We start from the raw sequence: 26,490 nt of genomic DNA on the forward strand, positions 1-26,490 counted from the left end.
CGAGATGGAAAACAAACAAACAGCCCTTGGCCATATCGGTTTTTCGATCTTTGCCTGGATTGTCGGGCTTCTGATTTTCTTCCCGATTTTCTGGATGGTCCTGACCAGCTTCAAGACCGAGCTTGAAGCCGTATCGATCCCGCCAAGCTTCATGTCGTTTGACTGGACTCTCGAAAACTACGCCGAGGTACAGGCACGGTCCGATTATTTCCGGTTCGCCATGAATTCGGTCATCCTGTCGGTTGGCTCTACCTTGGTGGGTCTGCTTTTTGCCGTGCCCTGTGCATGGGCGATGGCCTTCAATCCGACCAAACGGACCAAGGATGCCCTGCTCTGGATGCTGTCGACCAAGATGATGCCGCCAGTCGGGGTATTGGTCCCGATCTATCTGGTGTTTCGCGACTGGGGCCTGCTCGATACCCGGTTCGGTCTGATCATGGTTCTGTTCCTGATGAACCTGCCGATCATGGTCTGGATGCTTTACACCTATTTCAAGGAAATCCCGGCCGACATCCTTGAAGCCGCCCGCATGGATGGGGCCACTTTGCCCAAGGAAATCATCTTTGTGCTGTTGCCAATGGCGGTTCCGGGCATTGCATCGACCATGCTGCTCAACATCATCCTGGCCTGGAACGAAGCTTTCTGGACCCTGAACCTGACCACCGCCGATGCTGCCCCGCTGACCGCTTTCATTGCCTCCTATTCCAGCCCCGAAGGGCTGTTCTGGGCAAAGCTTTCAGCCGCATCGACGATGGCGGTTGCACCGATCCTGATCATCGGCTGGTTCTCGCAGAAACAGCTTGTTCGTGGCCTGACATTTGGCGCGGTCAAGTAACCGCCGCCTGATCGAAATTCAACAAGAAGGAACACCGAAATGGGTGCTATCCGACTGGAAAAAGTCAAGAAAACCTTCGGAACGCTGGATGTTATTCCGGGTGTCGATCTTGATATCAATGATGGTGAATTTGTTGTCTTTGTCGGCCCGTCGGGCTGTGGCAAATCCACTTTGCTGCGCCTGATCGCCGGTCTTGAAGACGTCACTGATGGCAAAATCCTGATCAACGGTACCGACGTCGCCAACGAGGCACCGGCAAAACGCGGTCTTTCGATGGTGTTTCAGTCCTATGCGCTTTATCCGCACATGACGGTCTATAACAACATCGCCTTTGGCCTGAAAATGGCCGGGGAAAGCAAGGCCGTCATCGATGAAAAGGTCCAGAACGCGGCCAAAATCCTGAACCTGACGGATTATCTGGAACGCCGCCCCGGCGCGCTTTCCGGGGGACAGCGCCAGCGTGTCGCAATCGGTCGTGCGATTGTGCGTAACCCGGCGGCCTTCCTGTTTGATGAACCGCTCTCGAACCTTGATGCAGCCCTTCGCGTCAATATGCGCCTTGAAATCACCGGCCTTCATCAGGAACTGAAAACCACGATGATCTATGTGACCCATGATCAGGTCGAAGCCATGACCATGGCCGACAAGATCGTCGTGTTGCAGGCCGGCCGGGTCGAACAGGTCGGCAAACCGATGGAACTGTATAACAATCCCGCCAACAAGTTTGTCGCGGGCTTTATCGGGTCGCCGAAAATGAACTTCCTCGGTGGCGACTACGCCCGAAAATATGACTGCCACGAAGTCGGCATTCGCCCCGAACATGTCGCGGTCAGTACCGAAAGCGGCGATCTTCCCGCAACCGTCAAGATTGCCGAACATCTTGGTGCCGAAACCTATCTGCACGTCAATGCCGACGGCTTTGGCCCGATGACGGTGCGCGCAACCGGCGAAGTGCCGCTGGGCGAACATGACAAAATCTGGCTGACCCCGGAACAGGACCGCATCCATCGTTTTGATGCGAACGGTATCGCTCTTGGAAACCCCTGAGACTTTCAAAAAACCGGATCGCATTGCCCCATACGCCATGCGACCCAGCCTGACCACCACAAGAATGTGAGACCAAAATGTATCTCAAAAAGTTCGATCTTACCGGACGCCGCGCCTATGTCACCGGGGGCGGTCGCGCAATTGGCCTGTCATGCTGCGAGGCACTGGCAGAAGCAGGCGCGCATGTCATTATCGGTGACATCAGCGAAGGCGTCGCCGAAGAAGGCCGTGATTACCTGAAATCAAAGGGTTATACCGCCGATATCGATATCATGGATGTCACCAACACCGATCAGGTCCGCACCAGTGCCGAAAAAATGGCCCGTGAGGGCGGCGTTGACATTCTGGTCAACAATGCCGGTATCGCACGTTCCGAAACCCCGGCCGAAACCGTCACCGATGAACATTGGCTCAACGTCATTGACGTCAACCTGAACGGCACATTCTGGTGCTGCCGCGAATTTGGCAAACAGATGCTGGCCAAGAAAAACGGTGTGATCGTCAATGTCGGCTCCATGTCGGGCTTCATTGTCAACAAACCGCAGGAACAGGCCTATTACAACGCATCCAAGGCCGCCGTGCATCATCTGACCAAATCGCTGGCTGCCGAATGGGGCGGGCGTGGCGTGCGCGTCAATGCGGTTGCACCGACCTATATCGCAACCCCGTTAAATGAATTCGTGAAATCCAAGCCGGACATGTATGACGCCTGGATCAATGGCACCCCGATGGCCCGCCTTGGCCTGACCGAGGAAATCGGATCGGTTGTGCTGTTCCTGGCATCCGACGCGTCCAGCCTGATGACCGGCTCCATTGTCCTGGCTGATGGGGGTTATACCTGCTGGTAAGGCACAGGTAAAACTGTTGATCGCATTGTCCTGAAGCTTCTGCGATCAGGTCAGGACTGTGGTGGAACGGGGCGTGGTTGTGGGACCTTCGCCCCGTTCACCTTTTCAGCCTTGATTTTGTCGGCCAAGATACACCGAAAACGGATTGCACGGGACAACGACAACACCCGAAAGTCCCAGAAACCGCGCCAGACGTGACAGATGCATCATCAGATCACCCGCAACAGTTACCGCATCACACCCGTCTTCCAGATGTGCGCTCTGCACCCGAAGAACCCCTTCCTGTCGGTCGGCTTTCAGATCGACACGCGCAACAAATTCCCCATCCTTCATGAACGGCAGAACGTAATAACCATATTGCCGCTTTTCCGCCGGAACATAGATTTCGATGCGGTAATTGAAACCGAAAATACGTTCCACCCGGTCGCGTTCCCACATGATCGGATCGAACGGTACCATCAAGGCGGTCGGTTTGGCACGGCACCGCGGGTTGACATGCGGGCACAAATATCCCGGCTGTTTCCAACCCTCGACATTCGCCTGCAACAACATGCCGTCCTCGACCATTTCGGCAACGCGCGCCTTGGCATCGTCGGTCGGCAGGCGGAAATACTTCCGAAGATCGGCCTCGGTCGCGATCCCCATCGCGGCAATCCCGTTGCGGATCAGGGCACGCTGGGCCTCGGCACGTGGCATCGGCGGTTCAAGCGCCTCCGGGCCGATGATCCGTTCGGGCAGGTCATAAACCCGCTCGAAACTGGTGCGCCGTTTGCGCGCCATCACCTGCCCGCTCCAGAACAGGAATTCCATCGCGGTTTTGGTCTTTGACCATCCCCACCATTTCGAACTTGATGCGCCTTCCTGTTCCAGATCACTGGCGGCAAGTGCCCCTTCCTTTTCGATCCGGTCCAGAATGCTGCGCACAAATTCAGGATGATCACGGATCATTTTGGCGATCTGCCCCCAGGTACCTTTGCCCTCGGCGGCATCCGCCATGCGCCATCGATAAAGCCCGTAATCCTCAACCGGGATCATCGATGCCTCGTGGCCCCAATATTCAAACAATCGCCGCTGCCGGGCGTTGCCCCAGCTCAGTTGATCAAGGTCCGCCGGGTCATAAACGCCAAGCCGCGAAAAGACCGGCATGTAATGCGCACGCGTCAGAACATTGACACTGTCGACCTGTAACATGCCGGTCTGGCGGATGGCTTTCATAATCCGGCGCTTCGTCACCGGGCGGCTTTCGTCCTGATCAAACCCCTGTGCGGCAAGGGCCAGATTGCGCGCCTGCCGGGCGGATACGGAAATCGCGGCTTTGTCGTTAATCATGGTGGCCTTTGAAAAATCGCAAAGAAAAACAGTGTGATGGTATCATACCCTCCTGACAATTATGTCAGTAGGTTGCAGGAACATTTCGGTGGGTCGGATCGTTTCCTATGGCCGGTTTCTATTCCCTGCGGTTTCTATTCCCTGTGGCATCTATGTTTCTGCCATCTTTGATCCTGACCATGTTTTCAACCCGATGAAGCAACCAGACAGGCATCCATGGAACTCGAACAAATTCTGATCCTTGCCATTCTTGTCGGAACGGTCGTGATGTTCCTGTGGGGCCGCTGGCGTCATGACATGGTTGCGATGGCATCCCTGCTGTGTTGCGTGGTCGCCGGGCTGGTGCCGGTTGATGGGGCCTTTCAGGGTTTCGGTCATCCGGCGGTGATCACGGTTGCCTGTATCCTGATCCTGTCATCGGCACTTCAGCAATCAGGCGCGGTCGATAACCTGACCCGCATGGTTCTACCGCAATCCGCCGGTCCGGTCGTGACCATGGCCGCACTCAGTCTGCTGGCCGCGATCCTGTCGGCCTTCATGAACAATGTCGGCGCGCTGGCGCTTCTGATGCCCGTCGCCCTGCAAATCGCCGCCAAACAGAACCTGCCACCGGGCAAAATCCTGATGCCGCTGGCCTTCGGATCGATCCTGGGCGGCATGACCACCCTGATCGGCACCCCGCCCAACCTGATTGTCGCCGGTTTCCGGGCCGAGGCCGGGGATGGCGGCTTTACGATGTTTGATTATACCCCGGTCGGGATTGTTGTCGCCGCCGCCGGTCTGATTTTCGTCATGGTGTTTGGCCGCTGGCTTGTTCCCACCCGCGAACGCGCCGGGGCGGAGGGCTTTGAAACCGGCTCCTACCTGACCGAGGCACGCATAGCCGCGGGCAGCAAGGCGATTGGCATGATGCTGCGCGATGTAAACCGCGAACTTGAAAAGGGCGACGCGCAGGTCATCGGCCTGATCCGCAATGAAAAACGTATTCCCGCCCCCAATCCGTTTCGCGAACTTTATGAAAACGACATCCTGATCATCGAAGCCGATCCCGAAGCACTGGCCATTGCCCTGTCCGCCCTTGATTTGAAGCTCGAAGAAGAATTACGCGATCTGGAGGCACAGGCAAAGGCGGCAGAACAACCGGAAGATAAAGGCGATACGGATGCACCGGAAGCCCCGGAAGCCAAAAATACAAAGACAATTGCCACCAAATCAGCAAAGGCCGAAAAGAAAGCCGACACGCCCGAAACCGATACGCAAAAGCCCGATGATGGCCGCCGCGGCGCGATCCAGTCCGATGACATTGCGCTCATGGAACTGGCGATTTTGCCGAACTCCGGCTTTATCGGCCGGTCCGCCACCGATATCCATCTGCGCACCCGGTATGGCGTAAACCTTTTGGCGGTGTCGCGGCAGGGGCAACGCTCGATGGCGCGGTTGCGTACCATGTCAATGAAGGCCGGCGACGTGCTTTTGATGCAAGGTCCGCCCGAAGCCATTCATGATTTTGCATCGCGCCTTGGCTGTGTGCCGCTGGCACAACGCGCGCTTCGCATCCCCGACAATGCACAGGCGCTAAAGGCCACTGGTATCATGGCCGCGGCCATCGGTGCTGCCGCCTTTGGCGTCATGCCCGCTGCCGTTGCCTTTGCCATCGGGGTTCTGATCGCCATGGTGACGCGCGTGGTCGCACCGCGCAATGTCTATGACGCGGTGGACTGGCCGGTAATTGTTTTGCTTGCCGCCCTGATCCCGGTGGCAAATGCCATGGAAACCACCGGCACGGCCGATCTGGTTGCCCGCTTTCTGTTAAACTGGGTCGCACAGGGGAATGCCATCATCGCCCTTGGCCTGATCCTGATCATCACCATGACGCTCTCGGATTTCATGAACAATGCCGCCACGGCGGCCGTCATGTGCCCGATTGCGATTGGCAGTGCCGCGCAACTCGACGCCAATCCCGACGCCTTCCTGATGGCGGTCGCCATCGGCGCATCCTGTGCCTTCCTGACCCCGATCGGCCACCAGAACAACACCCTCATCCTCGGCCCCGGCGGCTTCCGCTTTGGCGATTACTGGCGGCTCGGCCTGCCGATTGAAATCATCGTCGTGGCGGTTGGGGTGCCTATGCTTCTATGGGTTTGGCCGCTGTAACGGAAGGCGGGCTAAGGTTCAATACGGCCTTGATACTCAAGCACCTCAGGTAAATGTCGGACAAAAGCATCGGTTATTCTTGGGGCGGTCACACGCGAAGGCGTTATGGCGGCAAATTCTTGCGTAACCGCCGGACTGAACGGGCGGATCACTGTACGCCCTTCTGGAGCCATACGTGCTGAGATCGTATTCAGAATGGCAATTCCCAGACCCTCAGCCACAAAACTGGCGCAAGAAGACGCATGAAGAACCTCACCAGCGATTTTCAACTCGACTTGGGCTTTTTCAAAAATCTCATTGATCTGGGGTCTTATTGCGCCACTGCGTCCTAAGACAAAGATATTCTCACCATCGAGATCAAATTCATTGATTGTCGATTTGGACGCCAGCGGGTGATCTGATGGTATCAGGGCAACGGATCCGATCACTGCACGATACATAACCCTGATATCCTGCGTAACAGGACCCAATGTGCAGAAACCCAAATCATGTTCGCCGCGTGAAATCTGATCGGCAATGGCATGCGAATCATCCGTATGAAGACTGATGGTCAATTCCGGAATTTCCTTGACCACGCTAGCAACAAGTTGAGCGACAAATGTATGCGATAGGAAAGGCGGAGCTGCAATGCGAAAGGGATCCATTGGAAAACGGCGTATACGCCTTGCCGCCTCTTCTACAAAGTCGAGCCCCACAAAAACACGATTAACCTCCCCCACCAGACGTGATGCGGCAGGAGTAGCCTGAAGCCGCGGACCGGAACGCTCAAAAAGCCGCATGTCCAGCGTTGCTTCAAGATCGGAAATCAGGCGGCTGACAGCAGGCTGAGAGATCGACATCCTCTCGGCCGCTTCGGTCATCGTCCCGCTGGTCATCAAAAGGCGAAATGCCTCAACTTGTCGAATGGTGATACGTGACGCCATATTTCCTGCTACCTAGTATAACATGAAATCATAATGGCATATAAAATCGCTATTGGACATTATTTTAAATTTTACTCACTCTTGGTTCATGCTCGATGGCACGACCCTCAGAGCACAAGAAAACTTGCTACTTGAAATCAGGGAGACCGACCCGATGAGATATCTTATGCTCGCGCTTGCGGCATGCGTTCTTACTACGACCACGTTCGCCGCTGACGCGCAAACCCTGCGTTTATCCACTCAGGGCAATCCGCCTCATCCTTGGCTTGATGCCGCTGAAACCCTCAAATCCGAAGTCGAAACCGCGACCAACGGTCGGGTTAAAATCGAAATCTTTGGTGGCGCCACTCTTGGGCGCGATGCAACTGCCCTTGACGAAATGCGATTAGGCACAATCGACCTGCTGATCGGCGGCACTCAGGAAGCAACACCGTTCTTCCCCGAATTTCAGCTTTTCAGCATCAGTTATCTGTTCCCAAATATCGACATTTTCCGTAAGGCAATGGCTCCCGATAGCGAGGTTGTCTCGTATTTTAACCGTGTCTACGAGCAAAGCGAAAATGGCCTGAAATTGCTGGCTCTGACCGGCGGCGGCATCCGCAACCTGTCGAACAACCAGCACGAAGTCGCAAATCTCGAAGATCTTTCTGGCCTTAAAATGCGAGTTCCAGGGTCGCGTCTGGATGCCGTGATGTGGGAAACCAGCGGAGCACAGCCAGTCTCGCTGCCCTTCACCGAACTCTACACCGCACTGCAAACCGGTGTCGCAAACGCCTTCGAAAGCTCTATTAGTGCCTATGTAGGAAACAAGCTTTATGAAGTTGCGCCCTATCACTCAATGACCCAGCATCAGTTCCTGGTCAGTCACATCACAATCAGCAGCATCGCATGGAACCGACTTTCCAATGATGACAAAGAAATCTTCCGGGCTGCTGCTGCCAAAGCCGCCGTCGTAGGGATTGACAAGGGCATCGAATATGACAGCTCGCTGCTGCAGCCCCTTATCGATTCAGGCAAAGTGACCGTAACCGAAGTTGACAAGACTCCCTTCATTGAAGTGGTTCGACCGCTGCACGACGAAGTCGCCAAGGAAATCGGCGCGACCGAGGTCTTAAACGCCATTCGTGCACTGAAATGATCTCTTGTTGCGGCGGTCGACAATGATCCGCACCGCCGCAACAAAATCTGGGAGACCGATATGCTTCACAAATTCAACTCTGTTGTCGAGCGGGTTTACTTTATCGCTGGTGGCCTGTTCTTTCTTGCCTTCATCGCTTGTGTCCTGTTCCAAATTGCCTCGCGAAACTTTCTGCCCGGCAGCTTTATCTGGACCGATGAAATCGCGATGTTCTGTTTTATATGGAGCGTTTTTCTGGGGGCGACCGTGGGTTTCCGAAGAGGCGCTCACTACGTGGTGGAAATTTTCCCGGTGCATTTCGTGCGGTCCAATCTGGCACTCACGCTGCTTGCCTTGGTACTCTGCCTGCCCCTGATCTACGTACTCGCTACAGACGGTCTGACCTATGCCGAAATGAGCTGGAGACGCTTCTCATTTTCGCTCGGTTATCCGATGTTTTTCCAGAATATCGTTGTCACCGTCTCTGGTGCGGCCATGGCATTTTTTGCGATTGAACTCGTCGCAGACACCTGGTGCCGCCTTTTCCCCAAACATTCCTAAGGCTGCCGAAATGACTCCGATCCTTATCCTGATCGCTGGCTTTTTGTCCCTCATTCTTCTGCGGGTGCCAATTGCATTTGCCATAGGGCTGTCCTCGCTAGCGACCGTACTATATCTGGGTCTGCCGACTGTATCGGTCGTAAACCAGATGCTTTCAAACCTGAATTCCTTTGCTCTACTTGCAGTGCCGTTCTTCCTGCTGTTGGGACGCCTGATGAATGACAGCGGAATTACCGATCGTCTCATGGTTTTTGCTCAATCCATGGTCGGACACATCAAAGGCGGATTGGGGCACATCAACGTGCTCGTCAGCATGATGTTTGCCAGCATGTCGGGATCGGCCGCGGCCGATACCGCCAGTGTCGGCGCCATTATGATCCCGGCGATGAAAAAGGCTGGCTATCCTGCACCATTTGCGGTCGCCCTGACCGCCACATCTTCGACACTGGGCGTCATCATTCCCCCGTCCATTCTTTTCGTCATCTATGGGGCGTTTGGGAATGTTTCTATCGCAGGACTGTTCATGGCCGGCATCCTTCCCGGAATCCTTATTGGTCTTGGCCAGATGGGCTACACCTATTTCGTGGCCTCGCGTCACGGGGTGGTAAACACCGTCAAAATGCCATGGAAAGAACGCGGAAAATCAACGCGCCGCGCTGCACCTGCCCTTCTAATTCCGCTGATTATTCTTGGCGGGATTACAAGCGGCGTCTTTACCGCCACCGAAGCATCGGCAATCGCTGCACTCGTGGGACTGGTTTTAGCGGTGATCGTATATCGCACCATTCGGCCCAGTGCCCTCTTCACCATTTTATGTGAAACCGTGGTTGCCTATTCCTTGCCGATGTTTGCAGTCGCTGCAGCCGGGATAATGGGGTGGCTTATTTCCTATCTGGGCGTCGCACGGGATGTCGCTGAGTTAATCGCCTCAGTGTCCCATCAAGACTGGGGGGTACTGATCATGCTGATGATTTTCTCCCTGATCGTCGGAACCGTCCTAAGCCCGATGACAGCAGTGATTATTTTCCTGCCGATCATCAAAGAGCTGGGTGTCATCGCACAAATTCCCGACATCCATCTTGCACTCGTGGTCTGCCTGTCGCTTGCCATTGGCCTTACCACACCACCCTACGGAATATGTCTGCTCATCGCTGCACAAATTGGCGAAGTTGATATGCCACGTGCTTTCCTCGCAGTGTTGCCCATCGTCGCAATAACGATCTCGATCATCATGTTCGTGATCTTTCTCCCGGAAATATTCTTGTACCTGCCAAAGACATTTTTCCCGGAAGCCTTTTGACATTCTGCGCCGAACAGCGTCGTACCTAAGGAGTTATCATGAAAGTAACAGTGATCGGCGGCGGTCCCGTCGGGCTGACTTATTGTGCCTTGCTTATGAAGGCAGGGCACGAGGTCAGATTATGGTCCGAAAGCCATCCTGACGAAAAAAAATGGCACTTTACAGGGTGCCTCGAAGAAAGTGGGTGCATCCCGACGGCGAACTCCGCAGAGCAGGCTGTTGCATTCGCAGATACGCTTGTGCTCACACGATGTGCAACAGGCACGCAGTCCACAATAGAGGCACTGGCTCCTCTCTTGCATAATGACCAAGTGGTTATCTTTAGTGCGGAACTGTCCTTTGCTTCTCTCTATCTGTCTTCCGCGCTTAGAATGGCGAACCGACAGGCAAAAAGCATCTCGTGGTCTACCACCGTTGCAACCGCACAGAGAAAAACCAACGATATTCGTATCGGTACAATACGCGATACAATTGACATGGCATCGGCCGGATTTGATGATCCGGCCAAGGCATTGGAATTATGCAAAACACTGTTTGGAGATCGCTTCCGAATGGTGGCGCATCCGGCAATGATCGGGTTTAGCAACCTGAACCCACCGATCCATCTGGCAAATTCACTAGCCAACCTGACGCGCATCGAGCGGGGCGAGGACTGGGAGAATTACCAGTGTATCACCCCTGTCGTGGGTCGCATGATCGAACAGCTCGATCTCGAACGAACTGCATTGGCAAAATGCCTTGGTTACGAAGTGCGCGACGTGTTCGCACATTATCTCATGACCTTTCCTGGTATCGTACCGGGCAGCGTTTCGGAAATGGCACAACAGGTATACGCCCGTGCACCCGGAACGAAAGGACCGATCTCGCTCGATACACGATACATCACCGAAGATGTGCCGTTCGGTTTGGTTCCCCTGTGCGCACTCGCACGTCGGATAGGAAAACCGCTAACATTGCACGAAGCGGGAATTCAGGTCCTGTCAGCCTATCTCGGCCGCGACCTCTGGGAAGGAAATAACATGATGCATCAAGTTCTGATGGAACTTGATGCTGTGCTCGACCATGCAGCATAAGCCTCCCGGACGATCAGGTTTGTTACCAATATAGACAAAACGAAAAAGGCGACCCGAGCAGGTCGCCTTTCATGCTTGTGTCATGAGCTTGCAAACGTTAGCTGTCAAAGCCAAGATTCGGCACCGCAAGCCCATTGGCACGACACGCCGAAATCAGGGTGTTGTTGAGCAAACACGCAATCGTCATCGGGCCGACACCCCCCGGAACCGGCGTAATCGCACCGGCGACTTTGGATGCGGTTTCAAATTCGACATCGCCAACCAGCTTCATCTTGCCTTCTGCCCCTTCAATCCGGTTGATGCCAACATCAATCACGGTGGCACCCGGCGCAATCCAGTCGCCCTTGATCATGTTGGGGCGGCCGACGGCAGCAACGACGATGTCCGCCCGGCGGACTTCTTCGGGCAGGTCACGGGTACGCGAATGCGCGATGGTCACCGTGCAGCTTTCTTTCAGAAGCAACTGCGCCATCGGCTTGCCCACAATGTTGGACCGGCCAACAACCACCGCCCGCATCCCCGAAAGATCACCAAGCGTGTCCTTAAGCAGCATCAGGCAACCATAAGGCGTACAGGGCGCAAATCCCTCGCCCCCGGTTGCCAGCGCACCGGCATTGACGACATGGAAGCCGTCAACATCCTTGGCCGGATCGATGGCCGCAAGGATCGCCTGATCGTCGATATGTTTGGGCACCGGCAACTGGCACAGAATGCCATGCACATTCGGATCGGCATTCAGCTTGGCGATCAGCGCCAGCAGATCTTCCTGAGACGTATCGGCGGAAAGCTTGTGCTCATACGAATTCATGCCGCATTCGATGGTCTGCTTGCCCTTGTTACGGACATAAACCTGGCTTGCCGGGTCTTCGCCGACCAGAATAACCGCAAGGCCCGGCGTGATGCCGTGCGCATCTTTGATCTTGGCCACTTCTGCTGCGATGTCGCCGCGCAATTTGGCTGCGAATGCTTTGCCGTCGATGATTTTTGCGTCGCTCATATGTCTTGTCCGCCCGTCAATTCATGAAGTTGCGCAATCAGTGCGTCCGGATCGCCTGAAATTTCCAGCACCTTGTTGCGGTCCGTATGCCCGGCAACAATTTCGACTGACGATTTAGGCCATTTGGCCGTTTTTGCCAAAAGCTTTATCAGGGCTGTATTCGCCTTGCCATTTTCAGGCACCGCCGTAACCGTCACCCTGACCTGCTGCTGCCCGTTACCATCAACGCCCACCCCGGCAATCGCATTGCGCGAAGCCTTTGGCGTCAGTCGCAAAAACACCTTGATGCCGGTGCCATCCGAAAGCTTCTCGCAGAACGGTTTACCCATCTGCGCGATTTAATAGCCCATCAATGCAGGAAGCAAATCGCCAAGGATCAAACGCTCGGCAAACTGTAAAATCAAGATCAGAATGATCGGCGAAATGTCTATACCACCAAGATTGGGTATAATTCGTCGGATTGGTCGCAATGCCGGTTCGGTAACTCGGTAGAGGAAATCGCCAACCATATATACAAACCGGTTGCGGGAATTGATCACGTCAAACGCGTGGAGCCATGAAAAAATCGCAGACGCAATCAGTAACACGATATATAGGTTGATCACCGTCTTGATAAGCCACTCAACAGCCTGCATTTCCGCTCCCTATTATAGCATACCCTGACAGAACAGTTTGATCGAACTTGTTCTAATACGCTGCAAAACCTAGTCGGCCTTGGCTCCGGGCGCAAGCACAGAGCACCTATTTTCCGATGCTTTCATCAAGTTTTCCACATGATGTGACATGCTTCACCAGACATTGCGCGATTTTGGCACGACCTTTTCGCCAAAATGGTTCGAGAACATCCCCGCCCCGACAGTTTCTGTCAGGAGAAATGTCAGGATAAAGTCATCAGGCTTGCAAGGCCCGCCGATCCCATCCAACAATGCCCCGCCATCAAATGACAAAGAAGGATCGACCATGTCGGCAAACACACTCACCCGTTGCAAATGGGCCGAAACCCATCTCGACAAGCCGTTTTACGTCGATTACCACGATCAGGAATGGGGTGTTCCGGTTCATGATGACCGGCATTTTTTCGAAATGCTGATCCTTGAAGGCGCACAGGCAGGCCTAAGCTGGCTGACGATCCTTGCACGGCGCGATACCTATCGCGCGGCCTATGACAATTTTGATGTCCATAAGATCGCCAAGTATGACGAGGCCAAACAACAAACACTTCTGGCCGATCCCGGCATCATCCGCAACCGGGCCAAGGTCGCGGCAAGCATCCTGAACGCCAACGCCTTCATCGAAATCCAGAAGGAATTTGGCAGCTTCGATGCCTATATCTGGGATTTCATCGGCGGCAAACCCATCATCAACCACTGGAAAGCCATGTCCGACGTGCCCGTATCGACGGAACTCAGCGACGCCCTGTCCAAGGACCTCAAAAAACGCGGCATGAAGTTTGTCGGCACGACAATCATCTATTCCTTCATGCAGGCCACCGGCCTTGTGATGGACCACACCACCGATTGCCACTGCTACCCGGCACTTTCGGCTTAACGCGTCGATCCCCTGACAAGCAGACTGGTTTCAAGCACGCGGTTGTTGTCGCCTTGCGTTTCGCCAAGCGCCATTTCGGCGGCCAGACGTCCCTTTTCAACGGAATCCTGACGGATGCTCGACAATGGCGGGGCGGTGCGTTCGCCCTCCGCGATTCCGTCAAAGCCGATCACCTTAAGATCATCGGGGATTTTGCGCCCGCTTGCGCGTGCACCATCAAGTGCCCCGATGGCAATCACATCGGACATCGCCAGAATGCCGTCAATTTCCGGGTGGTCGCGTAACATGGTTTCGACCATTTCGGCACTGTGCGATGACATGTTTTCGCATTCGATATGGACGATATCCTCGATCGCGATCCCCGCCTTTTTAAGACTGGCGTGATATCCGCCAAGCCGTTCGCGCACCACACGGTGGCTGACTGCACCGCGGCGCTTGGCATTCATCGGGCCGAAATTTTCCGCCTTGTTGGCCTGCAGGGACAGGATGGCGAATTTGAGCGCACCACAATCAATCAAATGCTGGGCCGCCATTTGCGCACCGGCAAAATCATCAAGCACCACGGTCCCCGCCGCCCCGGCAATATCGGTATCAATGCAGACCAGCGGCTGGTTGCGGCGCTGAATGGCGGAAATGATGTCATTGTCATCGGAATAGCAATGCACCAGAAAGGCATCAACCGCCGCATTGTTGATCGCGGTAATCGCCTGTTCGGGGTTTTCGGCGGAAATGATCATCATATTGACCGCCTGACGGGCACATTCCCGCCCGACACCGCGCAGAAGCTCAATCGCCACCGGATCACTGAACGCATATTCAAGGTTATCGGGAAACACCACGCCAAGCGCCCCGGCCTTGCCAGTGCGGAGCATCCGCGCCATCACATGCGGCCCGCGATAGCCAAGTTCCCTGGCAACTTCCAGAATGCGTTCCCGGACTTCCTTGCGGACCAGATCGGGCTTGCCAAAGGCATTCGATGCCGTGCCTTGCGATACCCCGGCCGCCTTGGCCACATCCAGAAGACGTACCCGTTCTGCCATGCTTGCGATGTCTCCCCTTCATTCACCCCGGCTTACGGATTAACCGGCAATCACGTGACATTTTTTTTGAATCGTTTCATCCCGATATTGACAGAACCCCTTTCGGACCGCCACACTGCATTCATTGAATCGATTCATTATTGTGCGCACCGATTGCACAACCACCGATATGTTTGTCCGTTTGCACCCCGGTGTTGACGGTTTTCCCGGCAATCTCGAATTGCTGACTTCAAGCCGCCCTGACCGGGGCGGCTTTTTTCGAAGCCCCCCCGAACTCATCGGCCGCGCACCTTGTTTTCCGGCGCGGTATGACGGAATGTCAGGTTGATCCGGGGGCCGATCTGGCGCGCGGTTTTGGGAATCTGATGTAACCAGTGATGCTGTGTCGCGCCCCGCATGATCAGCAACGAATTATGCGGCAGATCGACACTGACCCGATCCCCGGTTTTCTTGTGCCGGAAATGGAACCGGCGTTCCTCACCAAATGACAGGCTGGCAATGACCGGATTTTCGCCCAGCACATCCTCGTCATCGGCATGCCATGCAACGCTGTCGCGCCCGTCGCGATACTGGTTCAGCAAAACCGTGTTGAACGACGCATCGGATTTTTCTTCGACCAGTTCACGAAGTGGCACGACAATTTTTGGAAATGGTGATGCCGGGTGATAGACACCGCTATAACGATAGGCCACATCGCCATACCACGCCGTCAATCGCGGCACGGCAATTTCGCGCCCCATCAATCTGGCAACTTCCTGCTGCCAGACAATGCCGCTTAAAAGCCGCTCAAACGTTCGATCCGCGTCGCCTGCCGCCATAACCTCACGCAGCAGCAATGCCTCCCCATCAAAGGGCAGCAGATTGTGTGGTGGCTCATTGGCAAACAGATCGCCCGTCATTTTCTTCCCCGGTTCACGATACCCAAGACCTAGGCCGAACTGGCGGCGAAAACAAGCAACAGCTTATGGAAATCAGCGTTATTACAGATGTTTGGCGGCGCTAGCCATTATTCATGTCAATCCCGGCCTTGTCAGCATAACGTTCGACATCATCAACGCTAAGTCCGACCGCGGCATAAAGATTGATGGTTTCCAGTTCCAGATCGGTTTCCGCATCCGCCAGGTCCTGCTGCGACTGCGTCAGGGTGCGCTGCGAATCAAGAACATCAAGGAAGTTGGAAAGCCCCTGAACATATCGCACCCGCGACTGCTCGAACGCCTGACGGTGATACTGCACCGATGAAATCAGGGAATCGCGTTGCTGGACCGCCCCGACATAGCCGTAAATCGCACTTTCAACATCCTGAATGGCGACCAGAAGCGTCTGCTGATAGCCATAAAATGCCTGCTGCGCCTGTTGTTCGGCAACATCGATATCGGCCTGTCTGGCACCGCCATCATAAAGCGTCGCATCAATCAGCGCCCCGATGGCGGCCATTGCGGTACGGACAATCGGCCCGGTGCCATACCCCGTCGCCCCAAGGGCAAGTGACCCGTCCAGCGTCAATTCAGGATAAAGATCGGCGGTCTGAACCCCGATTTCAGCGGTGGCGGAAATCAATGAAAGCTCGGCCGCGCGGACATCGGGGCGACGGCGCAAAAGATCGGCTGGAATGCCAATCGGCGGCGCACTGTCAAATTCCGGCAGGGGCTGCACATCGACCAGACGGTCGCGATAGCTTCCCGGCTGCGCCCCCAGAAGGATTCCAATCGCATTGATCGACCGATCAATATCGGTCTGCAATGTCGGCAATGTCGCCTCAATATCGGAAACCTCGGCGCGGGCGCGCGAAAGATCAAGTTCGGACGCCAGCCCCGTCTGCATCCGGACCTCAACGATGTTGCTGGTCTGACGTTGCAGATCAAGCGAACTGCGCAGCAATTCCTGCCGTTTCTGCGTGCCGCGCAGCTCGATATAGTTGCGTACGATATCGGCAATCACCGTCAGGTAAACGTCTTCGCGCAGATAAACCTGTTCCAGATAATCCGCCAACGCGACTTCGTCCTCGCGCTGCTGCCCGCCCCAGACATCCGCCGTCCATGAAAAATCAATCCCGGCCCGGTATCCGATATCGGTGGTCTGGCTGCCGCGTTCGCGCGACGATGTGCCGCGTTCGGCATCGCCGTTAACACTGGCACCGACCTCGATGCCATTTGCCCCCGAAACACCGCGCGCCACCGCCCGGGCTTCTTCGATCCGGCTGGCCGCGATCCGCAAATCAAGGTTATTGGCAAGTCCAAGCGCAATCAGCTCAGAAAGAACCGGATCACGCGTACTTTCCCACCAACGGCCATGATCGGCCTGATTGGCGGCGATCACCGGTACTGCCGGGGTATAGGCCCCGACAAGATCAAATTTCGGCGCAACATAATCCGGGCCGACCGTCTGACAGGCGGAAAGTCCGATCATAAGCGGCAGGGCACAACAGATTGAAAGACGTTTTACAGACATTCTAGCTGGCACTTCCTTCGATCTCGCCCTTGTCCGGGATGCTTTCCGCAGCCCGCAACTGGCTTTGCAGTTTCTTGCCGCCATCGGCACGGGCTGACACCAGCGGCGCCAGCAAAAGGTATAAAACCGGTGTTAAGAACAGGGTAAAGACCGTCGCAAAACCAAGCCCGCCAAACACCACCCAGCCAATCGCGGCACGCGCCTCCGCCCCGGCCCCGGTGCCGAGCACAAGCGGCAAACCACCCAGAACGGTTGAAATCATTGTCATCATGATCGGGCGCAGGCGGATCATCGCCGCATCATGCACCGCTTCGCGCACGGATTTCCCTGCATCGCGCAACTGGTCGGCAAATTCGACAACAAGAATACCGTTCTTGGCCATAAGCCCAACCAGCATCACCAACCCGATCTGGCTATAGATATTGATCGACGTGCCACTGATGCCCAGCGCATAAATCGCTGCCGCCAGACCGAACGGAACGGTCAGAACCACGACAAGGGCAGACATGAAGCTTTCAAACTGTGCGGCGAGAACCAGCAACACCACAAGAACCGCAATCAGGAAGGTGATCTGCACATCATGCGATGTTTCGCCCAGTGTCGCCGCATCGCCCAGAAACAGAACATTCACCCCGGGCGGCAGGACCTTGTCACCGACCTGATCAATATCGACCACTGCCTGCTGCAACGTATATCCCGGCGCAAGGTTGCCAGAAATCTTGACTGCGCGCTGCTGTCCCTCGCGATCCAGTTCCGATGCCACCGCCTCTTCGCTCAGATTGATCACCGAAGATAGCGGTAAAATACGACCATCCCGGTTGCTGACAAACAGATTCTCCAGATCCGACGGATCATTGATGCTGCCCGCACTGCTGCGCAGTTTGACCGGGATGTTTTCATCATCGACCGTAATCTCGGTAACTTCATATCCTTCGATCATCGCACGCAGCGTCGTATCAAGGCTTTCGATCGGAATGCCAAGGTCGGATGACCGCTGCCGGTCAATATTGACCAGCAATTGCGGCTGTGTCGTCTGATAGGAAACCCGAAGCCCGACAAACTGCGGATAATTCGCCTCAAGCTCCTGCTGCATGGCGCGCGCATTCGCCGCCAATGTGCGGTAATTCGTACCGGTCAGGGCAAATTCAAATCCTTCGCCGGTCCCGCCGCGTAATCCAAGGCTGTTGGGCTGATAGACAAAGGCCTGCACACCGGGCAGTGCATCAAGCGCCCCACGGATCGAACCGGTGATTTCCTGCTGGCTGCGGCTGCGTTCATCCCACGGCACCAGGGGCGCAATCACCAGCGCACGGTTCGGGTCCCAAAGACCGACAATCGTATAGATGTTATAGGCATCGCCGGCCTCGACAATCGGACGCAGGATGTTTTCAACCGTTTCGACCTGCCGGTCCATGTAATCAATGCCAACCCCGTCCGGCCCGCGCAGCGACACCAGAATACGGCCGCGATCCTCGTCGGGCAGAAGTTCCTGCGTGACGCTGTTATAAACCCCAAAGGCCAGCACACCGGCAAAGATCGACACGATCAGGGTAATCAGCGGGAACCGCAAAACCCATTCAAGAATGTTTTTGTAAATCCCCGAACAGTAAAACCCGACCCGTTCCAAAAAGTTCGGCTTGGCATCCTTGTCCCCGTCATGCGGGTCAATATGCTTTAAGCGCGACGCCAGCATCGGACAAAGCGACAGTGCCACAAACGACGACACCGCCACCGAAAACGCCAGCACGAAACCGAATTCCCTGAAAAGCCGCCCCGCCGTGCTCGGCAAAAACGAAATCGGCACGAACACCGATACCAGCGTCAGGGTGGTGGCAATCACCGCAAAAAACACCTGCCGCGTGCCCAGAACCGCCGCCGCCATCGATCCCAATCCCTGATGACGGCGGCGCTGGATATTTTCCAGAACCACAATCGCATCATCGACAATCATCCCCGTTGCCAGAACAAGGGCCAGCAATGTCAGGATATTGATCGAAAAGCCCATCATCCAGATCGCGGCCACCGTCCCGACCAGTGCAATCGGAATGGTCACCGTCGGAATCAGCGTCGCGGTAAAGGACCGCAGGAACAGATAAAGCACCCCGATCACGATAATGATCGCCAGCGCCAGACTGTTCAGAACTTCCCAAAGCGCGCCTTCGATAAACACCGCATCGTCGGAATTCACGAAAACATTGATATCGTCGTACTGATTGTTCAGGCGTTCGGCCACGTCCCGAATGCCGTCCGATATCGCAATCGTGTTCGATTGCGCCTGGCGCACGACGCCAAGCCCGATCACGGTCCGGCCATCCAGACGCACATAGGACGTTGCATCATCGGGCCCGTAATAGACATCCGCCACATCGCCCAGCCGGACCTGATTGCGGATAAACATCTGTTTGACGTCTTCGACCTCCCAGACCGACGCATCGGCACGGACAAAAAGCTTCTGATCACTGGAATCAAAACTGCCGGCGGGAATGTCGAACTTGGCGGTTTTCAGGACATCCGCAACGTCCTGAACCGAAAAACCGTAACTGGCCAGACGCAGCGGATCGACCCGGACATGCAAAACCTTCTCGCGTTCGCCATTGACGGTGATTTCGGCCACACCAGGCACCGAAAGCAGCGCCGGGCTGATCTGGTCATCCACGATATTGGCAAGCTCTTCCTCGGTCAGGCGGTTGCTGACCACGGCAAGGCGCATGATCGCGCTGGCATCGGCATCGGCCTTGACCACGCGGACATCCTCGACCTCGTCCGGAAGACTTCTTGACGCGCGGCTGACCGCCTCGCGGATGTCATTGGCGGCGTCATTGATTTCAACATCGGGATAAAATTCGACACGCACCCGCGACGTGGCTTCTTCGCTGTTGGAACTGATGCGTTTGACACCGCTGACCCGCGATGCCGCCCCTTCTAGGATACTGGTCACCTCGGCATCAACCGTTTCCGGCGAAGCCCCGTCATAGGTCGCATAAACCGTCACGGTCGGCTGATCCACGTTGGGCAATTCACGAATTTCAACGCCGAGCATCGCCGCAAGGCCCGCCAGAATGATCAGAAGCGACACCACGGAAATAAGAACAGGGCGACGGATGCTGAGTGACGCCAGATCATTCTGGTTTTCGTTCTGATTTCCGTCCTGCATATTACGACCCTTCGCCGGTGCCATTGCGCTGCGCAACGCCGGTTTCATCGCCACCACGGATGGTTGCCGCCACATCCCGGCCGGGCCGCAGGCGAAGCACGCCTTCGACCACAATCAGATCACCCTTGGCAATCGGCCCCTCAAGCAGGATACGCCCCTGTGTCCGCTTTACGACGCGGACCGGAACACGTTCGACCTTGTCATCCTTGATCCGCCAGATATAGGTGCCACCATCGCCCCACAGGACGGAAATTTCCGGCACCGACGGATAGGTTTTACCTTCGATATCGACATAAACCGCAAAGGACATGCCCGACAAAAGCCGACCGGTCGGGTTCGGAATGCGCGCGCGCACCTTGAAGGTGCGGCTTTCCGCATCAATACGGCTGGCGATGGAATCGACTGTGCCTTCAAACCACTCCCCCGGAAGGCTCCATGTCTCAACCCGAAGCGACTGGCCGATCTTCACATTTTCAAACCGGGTTTCGGGAACCTCGAAATCCACCAGAACACTTTCAACATTATCAAGTGTCGCAATCAGGCTGGAACTGTCCACCCGGTCGCCCGGCTCCACCTGCGGAATACCAACCGTGCCGTTGAACGGTGCCAGAATGGTCCGGTCGGCCAGGTCCACTTCCGCCTGATCGAGCCGGATGCGCGCCTCGGCAAGGGCGGTGCGTGCCGCATCAACCTCGCTTGCCGATACCGCGCCAAGCGGCCTTGCCTGCTCGTAACGATCCAGAAGCTGCTTGGCATCCTTGACCTGCACGGACGCCAGATCCCGCGCCAGCCGTTCGCGATCCGAATCAAGGATCAGCAAAACCTGCCCGCGCGATACCTTTTCACCGGCATGAAACAGAACATCACTGACTTCGCCCGAAACCGCCGGATAAATCGAAACACCCAATGTTGACCGGCCGGTTCCAACGGCTTCCACAACCGTCTTTTCTTCCATGATGCTGGCATATTCGGCAATCACCGGCAGCGCCGGGTTGCCGGTGCGCTTTGCAGCATCGCCTTCGATTTGGCTTTTTGACGCAACAAAGGGCAGCATCCCTTTGTCATAGGCAAACCAGCCGCCCCCGACTGCGGCAATAATCAACAGAAATACGGCTAGCCTACCTGTGCGTGACATCAAATGCCCGTTCTTGTGTGTGCTGGAAAGATACAAAGACATCGCTGAATATGTCTTAAATTCAAGACTATAGAACTTACTTTAGTTCCCCAGAGGCAGCGACCGTAAAATTGTATCAGAAATGTCGCAACTTGTACTCATCAGGTAATAGGCTCCTTCAACCGATCCGGATCACTCCTACCGTCCCAAAAGCACAAAAGCCCGTGCACGATCTGCACAGGCTTTTGGCTCATCAACCATGAAATCCGTTGTCAAAAACGGCGAAAACGGGCTGGTTCAGGCCGCCCCGCGCATATACTGCGCCGGAAAATCAACAAGATTGGATTGCGTGTCCTTTTCGACGATGTCGGCATCATTGGCATCGCTGCCATCATCGCGGCTTTCGTCGCTGGCGGCCGATTCCACAGCCCGGTCAAGCGACCCCGAAAGTTCCGTCACATTACGGTCAACCTCATCGGCGCGACGGGTCAGATCAACGCTCAGTTTCCGCGTGACCTCGATATCGCGCGATACCTCCTGTATGGCGTTGCTGACATGAAGGGCCGCATCGCTGGCTGATGCAATCGCAAGGCTGATTTCCTCTGTCTCGCGGCGCTGATGTTCGACGTCACCTGCCACTTCTTCGGAAATCGACATCATGTCGCGCACGGTCACACCGACCTCTTCCATCGACCGCACACAACGATCCGTCACATTGCCCATCGCACTGACATGGGCGGTGATCTGTTCGGTTGCCTGTGCCGTCTGGCCCGCAAGGTTCTTGACCTCGGCGGCCACCACGGCAAATCCTTTGCCCGCTTCGCCCGCGCGTGCGGCCTCGATGGTCGCGTTCAGCGCCAGAAGGTTGGTCTGCCCGGCAATCCCGCGGATCAGATCGACAATCTGCTCGATACTGGTTGCCACTTCGCGAAGGTCATCGACCGCCTCGGCGGATTGCTTGGTCGAACTAACCGCATTCTGCGCAATGGCGCGCTGTCGATCCACCCGGTTGGCAATCGATCCGATGGCATCGGACAACCGCGTCGCCGCCTCGCTGATCGAATGGGCGTGCGACTGGCTTTGCGTGGCCGCACTGGTTGCCATTTCGGTCTGGCCTGTCACACGTTCTGCGGCGGCGGCCACTTCGCCAACCGCGTCCCGCATCCTTGTGACCTGATGGGTGACGGATTGCACAAGCCCGGCGGTTTCGCCTTCGATGGTTTCGGCCATCGCGCCCAGCGACGCCCGGCGTTTTTCCTCTTCCTCGCGCTGAAGGGCGATGCGTTCCTCGGCCATCTGTTCGATCTTAAGGGCATTTTCGCGGAAAATCGCGACCGTGCGTGACATCGCGCCAAATTCATCACCACGATTGAAATCAATCAGGTCGATATCGGTGTTGTTTTCGCTCAACCGCGTCATATCGCCATTCACACGTCCCAATGGACGCAGAATGCTAAGTGCGATGCCAATCGCCAGACCAAAGGCAATCAGGGCCCCGATCCCGGCCACCACCATATTGGTGATCGCCTTGCTTTCGGACTCGCTATGCGCCGCCTCGACCAGCATGTTCTGACCGGCAACCGCTTCCTCGCGGATATTCTGGGTAATTGCCTGAACTTCGCGAACGGCGGATTTGAAGTCATCCATCGACTGACGGAACCCCGCGATCGACCCTTCAAGCTGGTTCGCTCCCTGCTTTAAAAGGTCATTATCGCGGATCGCATAGGAAAACAGCTTTTTATCCGCGCGTTTCAACCCATCGACCGAGCCTTTGATTTCTTCCTGAAGATCGGTCAACGCCGAGGTTTGCGTACGCGCCGTATCAAGCGATTCAGGTGTCCGCAGGATCGCATATTGCAGATTGTTCACAATTGCGCTCAGGTTGGCGGCACCAAGTTTATCAGCATATTTTTCGGCCAGTGCCGGATCACGTTTACTGATGAAATCCACCAACTCGCCTGCCGACTTGCCAAGCTGATGCGCACCAAGCAGCATCGTATCGGACGCCGCCGTCAAATTCTCGGCACGCAGGACAAGCGGCTCCAGGGTTGCGATATATTCCGCATTCAGGCTTTCAAGCGCGTCGGCTTTTTCGGTATCGCCCTCGGCGCGAAGCTGACCAATCAGCGCGGCACCACTGGCTTCTGCACTTTCACGAATTGTCGCAATACCTTCGCGGTCCAGCGGATCAACCGTCTGGGCAAACAGCAGAACCTGGTTCGACAACCGTTCAAGCTTCAACGCATATTCGTTTGCAAGCCCGACAAGCTGGGTGCTTTTGGCAATACGGTCCGCATGACCACCAAAACCCAGCAGATACCATGATGAAAGGGCGCTTAACCCGATCAGCATGATGACAAGCGCAAGAAACCCCGCAAAAATGCGGTAACCGATACGAATACGGTCAAGAAACATGGGATCTCCAATGATCCGGAATGGGGGACATATTTCCCGTGTCTCTAACCCGAGTTTCCCGTCGTTTTTGTAACAGTTAGATGAAATCCGCATTTGTCTATGCCAACACGGACAGATGGGGACTTTTGAATGTTCATTCGAACATTTGCCGCACCGCAAAATCCCCGACACGAAAGCACTCTATACCATCGTTCAGGCGCACCATATCCGTATGTCCGCGGCCCTTTCGGGCAAAATTTACACTCTGTTTACCGATTCGTTTCTGATCGATCAAACCGGCAAAACCGGCAAATGTATCGGTGACAATATTGTCCAAGCCGAAAGGCCATCGGATGTTTATACTTGCGCCATGGCGCATTCACTTCGACATGATCCGTCGCGCGGCGCACGGAAATCAAACCACTCCCGCGAAGTCGCCCGTCACTGGCGGGCGGCAGAGGGCATTGATTTGTTCGAAGCCGATTACAAACGGTTTTCCTTTCCCAAACACAGTCATGATTATTATGCGTTCGGCACCATCCTGAACGGAGCCGAACAATTCATGACCGGCGGCACCAACTATGTCGCCAGACGCGGGCAGTTGCTGATGATGAACCCGATGCAGGTTCATGACGGCGGCCCGGCATCCGATGACGGTTACCAGTATCAGATCATGTTTATCGCGCCTGAAATCTTTGGCGATCTGGTGGCCGAACTCTCCCCCAACAGTACCGGCCTGCCGTTTTTTGGAAATCATGTGGTCGATGACCCGGAACTGCATCTGCAACTGCAATCCCTGCACCGCATGTTCCGCCCCGACCTTGATCAGTCAACAACCCTGCTCGAACGTGACAGCCAGCTTTTATACAGTGCCGCCCGCCTCGCCCTTCGCCATGCCGATGCGCCGCCCTTTTCCTATCAACCGGGCTCCGAAGACAAACGTGTGCGTGCGGTCATCGACTATATGGCCGACCATCTTGATGCCAACATATCGCTTGATGAACTGGCAAGCCTGACCGGGCTCAGCCGCTTTCACCTGCTGCGCGTCTTCCGCCATGCCACCGGCTTGCCACCCCACACCTATTTCAATCACATGCGCCTGCGCCGGGCAAAACGCATGCTGTTTGACGGCTTTGGCATTGCCGATGTCGCGGCGGCCACCGGCTATGCCGATCAAAGCCACCTCAATCGTCATTTCAAAACCATGTGGGGTGTCAGCCCCGGTGCCTTCATCGCGGGCCTTGCCCCTGCGGCCAAAAAATCCCGCTAAAGCGTTTTGTGCCGCATCGCCTCGGGCCAAGATTGCGAAACAGCAATATCGTCCAATATTCCTGTTTGGAACAGCCCTAGGTTCAGGGCAGGCTCCTCGCTCACCACCAATCAAAATACAAAAATCAAACGGCTGAACCGGAAACGCACAAGATGTCTCGTCCCCAATCTGCCCCGACCCGGCATTTCGATGCCGACACCATAAGACGTGGTGCCATTGCCTGTCTGCCCCTGCTGCCCAGCACCATGATCTTTGGCGCGGTGCTTGGCGTGCTTGCCACCCAGCGCGGCCTCTCGCTGGGCGAACTTCTGTTCATGAGCCTCACGGTCTTCGCCGGATCGGCACAATTCGTTTCGGTCGATCTGTGGCGTGAAACCATCCCCAGTGTAACGATCATCATCGCCACCGCGGTGATCAATCTGCGCTATGTCCTGATCGGGGCGTCGCTGCGCCCGGTGTTTCGTGGCCGTCCGCTCTGGGTCAAAATCTGCGGCATGCATATGGTGGCTGATGAAAACTGGGCGGTGACCATGACCCAGGAAAACCTTGCCAATCCGGGATTCCTGCTGGGCGGCGGAATTTTTCTTGGCGTTGTCTGGGCGGCGGGCAACACCATCGGATATCTGCTGGGCGGGGGTATACCCGACCCGAATGTCTATGCGCTTGATTTCGCCTTCACCGCGGTCTTTGCCGCACTCACGGTCGGCATGTGGAAGGGCCGGGTTGATCTTCTGCCGTGGCTGGCAGCCGCCATCGGATCTTTGATCGGGCATTACACCTTGCCCGGCACATGGTCGATCCTTGCCGGGGCCGGGGCCGGGATGATTGTGGCCGCCCTGACATGGCGCGAGGACATGGACGATACCGCACCCGAAACTGAAATAGCAGCAGATGCTTATGGCGCCCCCGAAGGCACCTATTCGACGGAGGCAGGCAAATGATGAGTTTCCCTGATCTGACCACCTTCAGCACCGCCTCGGTCCTGACCATTCTTGGCATGGCGATTGTGACCTATGGCATGCGCCTTGGCGGACTTCTGATGGCTGATCGCCTGCCGCAACACGGCCGCTGGGCGCATGTGCTTGAACGCCTTCCGGGTGCGGTCCTGATTTCCGTCTGGGTGCCAAGTGCCCTGTCGGCCGGGCCCATCGGTATCGCCGGTGCCGCCGCTACCGTGATCACGATGATCGTCGCCCGCAACCTGTTTGCCGCAATGGTCGCGGGCATGGTGCTTGTCGCGGCGGGGCGGTATTTCCTCGGCTAAAGACACAACACGCAAACATGCAAAAAGGCCGCCCCGAAAATTCCGGGCGGCCTTTTTCGTGATCGTGGTTG

24 protein-coding genes are annotated in these 26,490 nt (G+C 55.9%); 12 read left to right on the forward strand and 12 right to left on the reverse strand.

Going from position 1 to position 26,490, the window contains the following annotated elements; translation table 11 throughout:
* The first annotated feature begins 4 nt into the window (after window positions 1-4).
* The 3 genes from BC440_RS18435 to BC440_RS18445 all read left to right on the forward strand — a co-directional run bounded on the left by BC440_RS18435 (window position 5) and on the right by BC440_RS18445 (window position 2,730).
* Entirely contained in the window at window positions 5-835 is an 831-nt protein-coding gene (locus BC440_RS18435; RefSeq protein ID WP_063093671.1) for a carbohydrate ABC transporter permease, read from the forward strand.
* 39 nt (window positions 836-874) lie between these two features.
* Complete coding sequence (locus BC440_RS18440; RefSeq protein WP_071240881.1) at window positions 875-1,882, forward strand: ABC transporter ATP-binding protein; 1,008 nt, start codon at window positions 875-877, stop codon at window positions 1,880-1,882.
* Window positions 1,883-1,959: 77 nt separating this feature from the next.
* The gene (locus tag BC440_RS18445; RefSeq protein WP_062958805.1) at window positions 1,960-2,730 is read left to right on the forward strand and encodes an SDR family oxidoreductase; all 771 of its coding nucleotides are present in this window, start codon (window positions 1,960-1,962) and stop codon (window positions 2,728-2,730) included.
* A 105-nt stretch (window positions 2,731-2,835) separates the two neighbouring features.
* Here the strand turns inward: BC440_RS18445 and BC440_RS18450 are convergent, their stop codons facing one another.
* A complete protein-coding gene (locus tag BC440_RS18450; protein ID WP_071240882.1) occupies window positions 2,836-4,059 on the reverse strand; it encodes a crosslink repair DNA glycosylase YcaQ family protein in 1,224 nt (407 codons plus the stop codon).
* Window positions 4,060-4,275: 216 nt separating this feature from the next.
* Between BC440_RS18450 and BC440_RS18455 the strand changes: the two genes are divergently transcribed.
* Complete coding sequence (locus tag BC440_RS18455; RefSeq protein ID WP_071240883.1) at window positions 4,276-6,213, forward strand: SLC13 family permease; 1,938 nt, start codon at window positions 4,276-4,278, stop codon at window positions 6,211-6,213.
* Window positions 6,214-6,224: 11 nt separating this feature from the next.
* Here the strand turns inward: BC440_RS18455 and BC440_RS18460 are convergent, their stop codons facing one another.
* Entirely contained in the window at window positions 6,225-7,136 is a 912-nt protein-coding gene (locus tag BC440_RS18460; RefSeq protein ID WP_071240884.1) for a LysR substrate-binding domain-containing protein, read from the reverse strand.
* A gap of 52 nt (window positions 7,137-7,188) precedes the next feature.
* Between BC440_RS18460 and BC440_RS18465 the strand changes: the two genes are divergently transcribed.
* Genes BC440_RS18465 through BC440_RS18480 form a run of 4 tightly spaced genes read left to right on the forward strand, consistent with a single transcriptional unit; the run spans window position 7,189 to window position 11,187 of the window.
* The gene (locus tag BC440_RS18465) at window positions 7,189-8,274 is read left to right on the forward strand and encodes a TRAP transporter substrate-binding protein (RefSeq protein WP_139192144.1); all 1,086 of its coding nucleotides are present in this window, start codon (window positions 7,189-7,191) and stop codon (window positions 8,272-8,274) included.
* A 60-nt stretch (window positions 8,275-8,334) separates the two neighbouring features.
* A complete protein-coding gene (locus BC440_RS18470) occupies window positions 8,335-8,814 on the forward strand; it encodes a TRAP transporter small permease subunit (protein ID WP_071240886.1) in 480 nt (159 codons plus the stop codon).
* Window positions 8,815-8,824: 10 nt separating this feature from the next.
* Window positions 8,825-10,114 (forward strand): TRAP transporter large permease, encoded by a 1,290-nt coding sequence (locus tag BC440_RS18475; RefSeq protein WP_071240887.1) that lies wholly within the window; start codon window positions 8,825-8,827, stop codon window positions 10,112-10,114.
* A 38-nt stretch (window positions 10,115-10,152) separates the two neighbouring features.
* Window positions 10,153-11,187, forward strand: coding sequence for an NAD/NADP octopine/nopaline dehydrogenase family protein (locus BC440_RS18480; protein WP_071240888.1), 1,035 nt, complete (start codon window positions 10,153-10,155; stop codon window positions 11,185-11,187).
* Between the two features lie 97 nt (window positions 11,188-11,284).
* On the opposite strand, the gene folD is transcribed toward BC440_RS18480, so the two are convergent.
* From folD to BC440_RS23205, 4 genes are all read right to left on the reverse strand, one after another.
* Entirely contained in the window at window positions 11,285-12,184 is a 900-nt protein-coding gene (gene folD, locus BC440_RS18485) for a bifunctional methylenetetrahydrofolate dehydrogenase/methenyltetrahydrofolate cyclohydrolase FolD (protein WP_071240889.1), read from the reverse strand.
* Entirely contained in the window at window positions 12,181-12,513 is a 333-nt protein-coding gene (locus BC440_RS18490) for a DUF167 family protein (protein ID WP_071240890.1), read from the reverse strand. Before BC440_RS18490 ends, folD begins: the two co-directional genes overlap by 4 nt.
* Window positions 12,514-12,522: 9 nt before the next feature.
* On the reverse strand, window positions 12,523-12,819 hold the full coding sequence (locus tag BC440_RS18495; RefSeq protein ID WP_071240891.1) for a YggT family protein: 297 nt from the start codon (window positions 12,817-12,819) through the stop codon (window positions 12,523-12,525).
* A gap of 153 nt (window positions 12,820-12,972) precedes the next feature.
* A complete protein-coding gene (locus BC440_RS23205; protein WP_175484509.1) occupies window positions 12,973-13,146 on the reverse strand; it encodes a hypothetical protein in 174 nt (57 codons plus the stop codon).
* Between BC440_RS23205 and BC440_RS18500 the strand changes: the two genes are divergently transcribed.
* The gene (locus BC440_RS18500) at window positions 13,145-13,732 is read left to right on the forward strand and encodes a DNA-3-methyladenine glycosylase I (protein ID WP_071240892.1); all 588 of its coding nucleotides are present in this window, start codon (window positions 13,145-13,147) and stop codon (window positions 13,730-13,732) included. The genes BC440_RS23205 and BC440_RS18500 overlap by 2 nt on opposite strands.
* On the opposite strand, the gene BC440_RS18505 is transcribed toward BC440_RS18500, so the two are convergent.
* The 6 genes from BC440_RS18505 to BC440_RS18530 all read right to left on the reverse strand — a co-directional run bounded on the left by BC440_RS18505 (window position 13,729) and on the right by BC440_RS18530 (window position 23,906).
* On the reverse strand, window positions 13,729-14,772 hold the full coding sequence (locus BC440_RS18505; RefSeq protein WP_071240893.1) for a LacI family DNA-binding transcriptional regulator: 1,044 nt from the start codon (window positions 14,770-14,772) through the stop codon (window positions 13,729-13,731). The genes BC440_RS18500 and BC440_RS18505 overlap by 4 nt on opposite strands.
* Before the next feature lie 275 nt (window positions 14,773-15,047).
* Complete coding sequence (locus BC440_RS18510; RefSeq protein WP_037990485.1) at window positions 15,048-15,671, reverse strand: alpha-ketoglutarate-dependent dioxygenase AlkB; 624 nt, start codon at window positions 15,669-15,671, stop codon at window positions 15,048-15,050.
* A 100-nt stretch (window positions 15,672-15,771) separates the two neighbouring features.
* Entirely contained in the window at window positions 15,772-17,223 is a 1,452-nt protein-coding gene (locus BC440_RS18515) for an efflux transporter outer membrane subunit (protein WP_037990484.1), read from the reverse strand.
* Window position 17,224: 1 nt separating this feature from the next.
* On the reverse strand, window positions 17,225-20,377 hold the full coding sequence (locus BC440_RS18520) for an efflux RND transporter permease subunit (RefSeq protein ID WP_071240929.1): 3,153 nt from the start codon (window positions 20,375-20,377) through the stop codon (window positions 17,225-17,227).
* Window position 20,378: 1 nt separating this feature from the next.
* A complete protein-coding gene (locus BC440_RS18525) occupies window positions 20,379-21,512 on the reverse strand; it encodes an efflux RND transporter periplasmic adaptor subunit (RefSeq protein ID WP_071240894.1) in 1,134 nt (377 codons plus the stop codon).
* 276 nt (window positions 21,513-21,788) lie between these two features.
* Window positions 21,789-23,906: a methyl-accepting chemotaxis protein gene (locus tag BC440_RS18530; protein ID WP_071240895.1), complete on the reverse strand. Its 2,118-nt coding sequence runs from the start codon at window positions 23,904-23,906 to the stop codon at window positions 21,789-21,791.
* Between the two features lie 115 nt (window positions 23,907-24,021).
* Between BC440_RS18530 and BC440_RS18535 the strand changes: the two genes are divergently transcribed.
* The 3 genes from BC440_RS18535 (at window position 24,022) to BC440_RS18545 (ending at window position 26,419) form a co-directional block, all read left to right on the forward strand.
* Window positions 24,022-25,155, forward strand: a complete 1,134-nt coding sequence (locus tag BC440_RS18535; RefSeq protein WP_071240896.1) for an AraC family transcriptional regulator — start codon at window positions 24,022-24,024, stop codon at window positions 25,153-25,155.
* Between the two features lie 152 nt (window positions 25,156-25,307).
* Window positions 25,308-26,096, forward strand: a complete 789-nt coding sequence (locus BC440_RS18540; protein ID WP_071240897.1) for an AzlC family ABC transporter permease — start codon at window positions 25,308-25,310, stop codon at window positions 26,094-26,096.
* Window positions 26,093-26,419 carry an AzlD domain-containing protein gene (locus BC440_RS18545; RefSeq protein ID WP_071240898.1) on the forward strand — a complete coding sequence of 109 codons (327 nt, stop codon included), beginning with the start codon at window positions 26,093-26,095 and terminating at the stop codon, window positions 26,417-26,419. Before BC440_RS18540 ends, BC440_RS18545 begins: the two co-directional genes overlap by 4 nt.
* Window positions 26,420-26,490: the final 71 nt, after the last annotated feature.

The sequence above is a fragment of the Thalassospira sp. MIT1004 genome (genome assembly GCF_001858545.1).
Taxonomy (GTDB): domain Bacteria; phylum Pseudomonadota; class Alphaproteobacteria; order Rhodospirillales; family Thalassospiraceae; genus Thalassospira; species Thalassospira xiamenensis.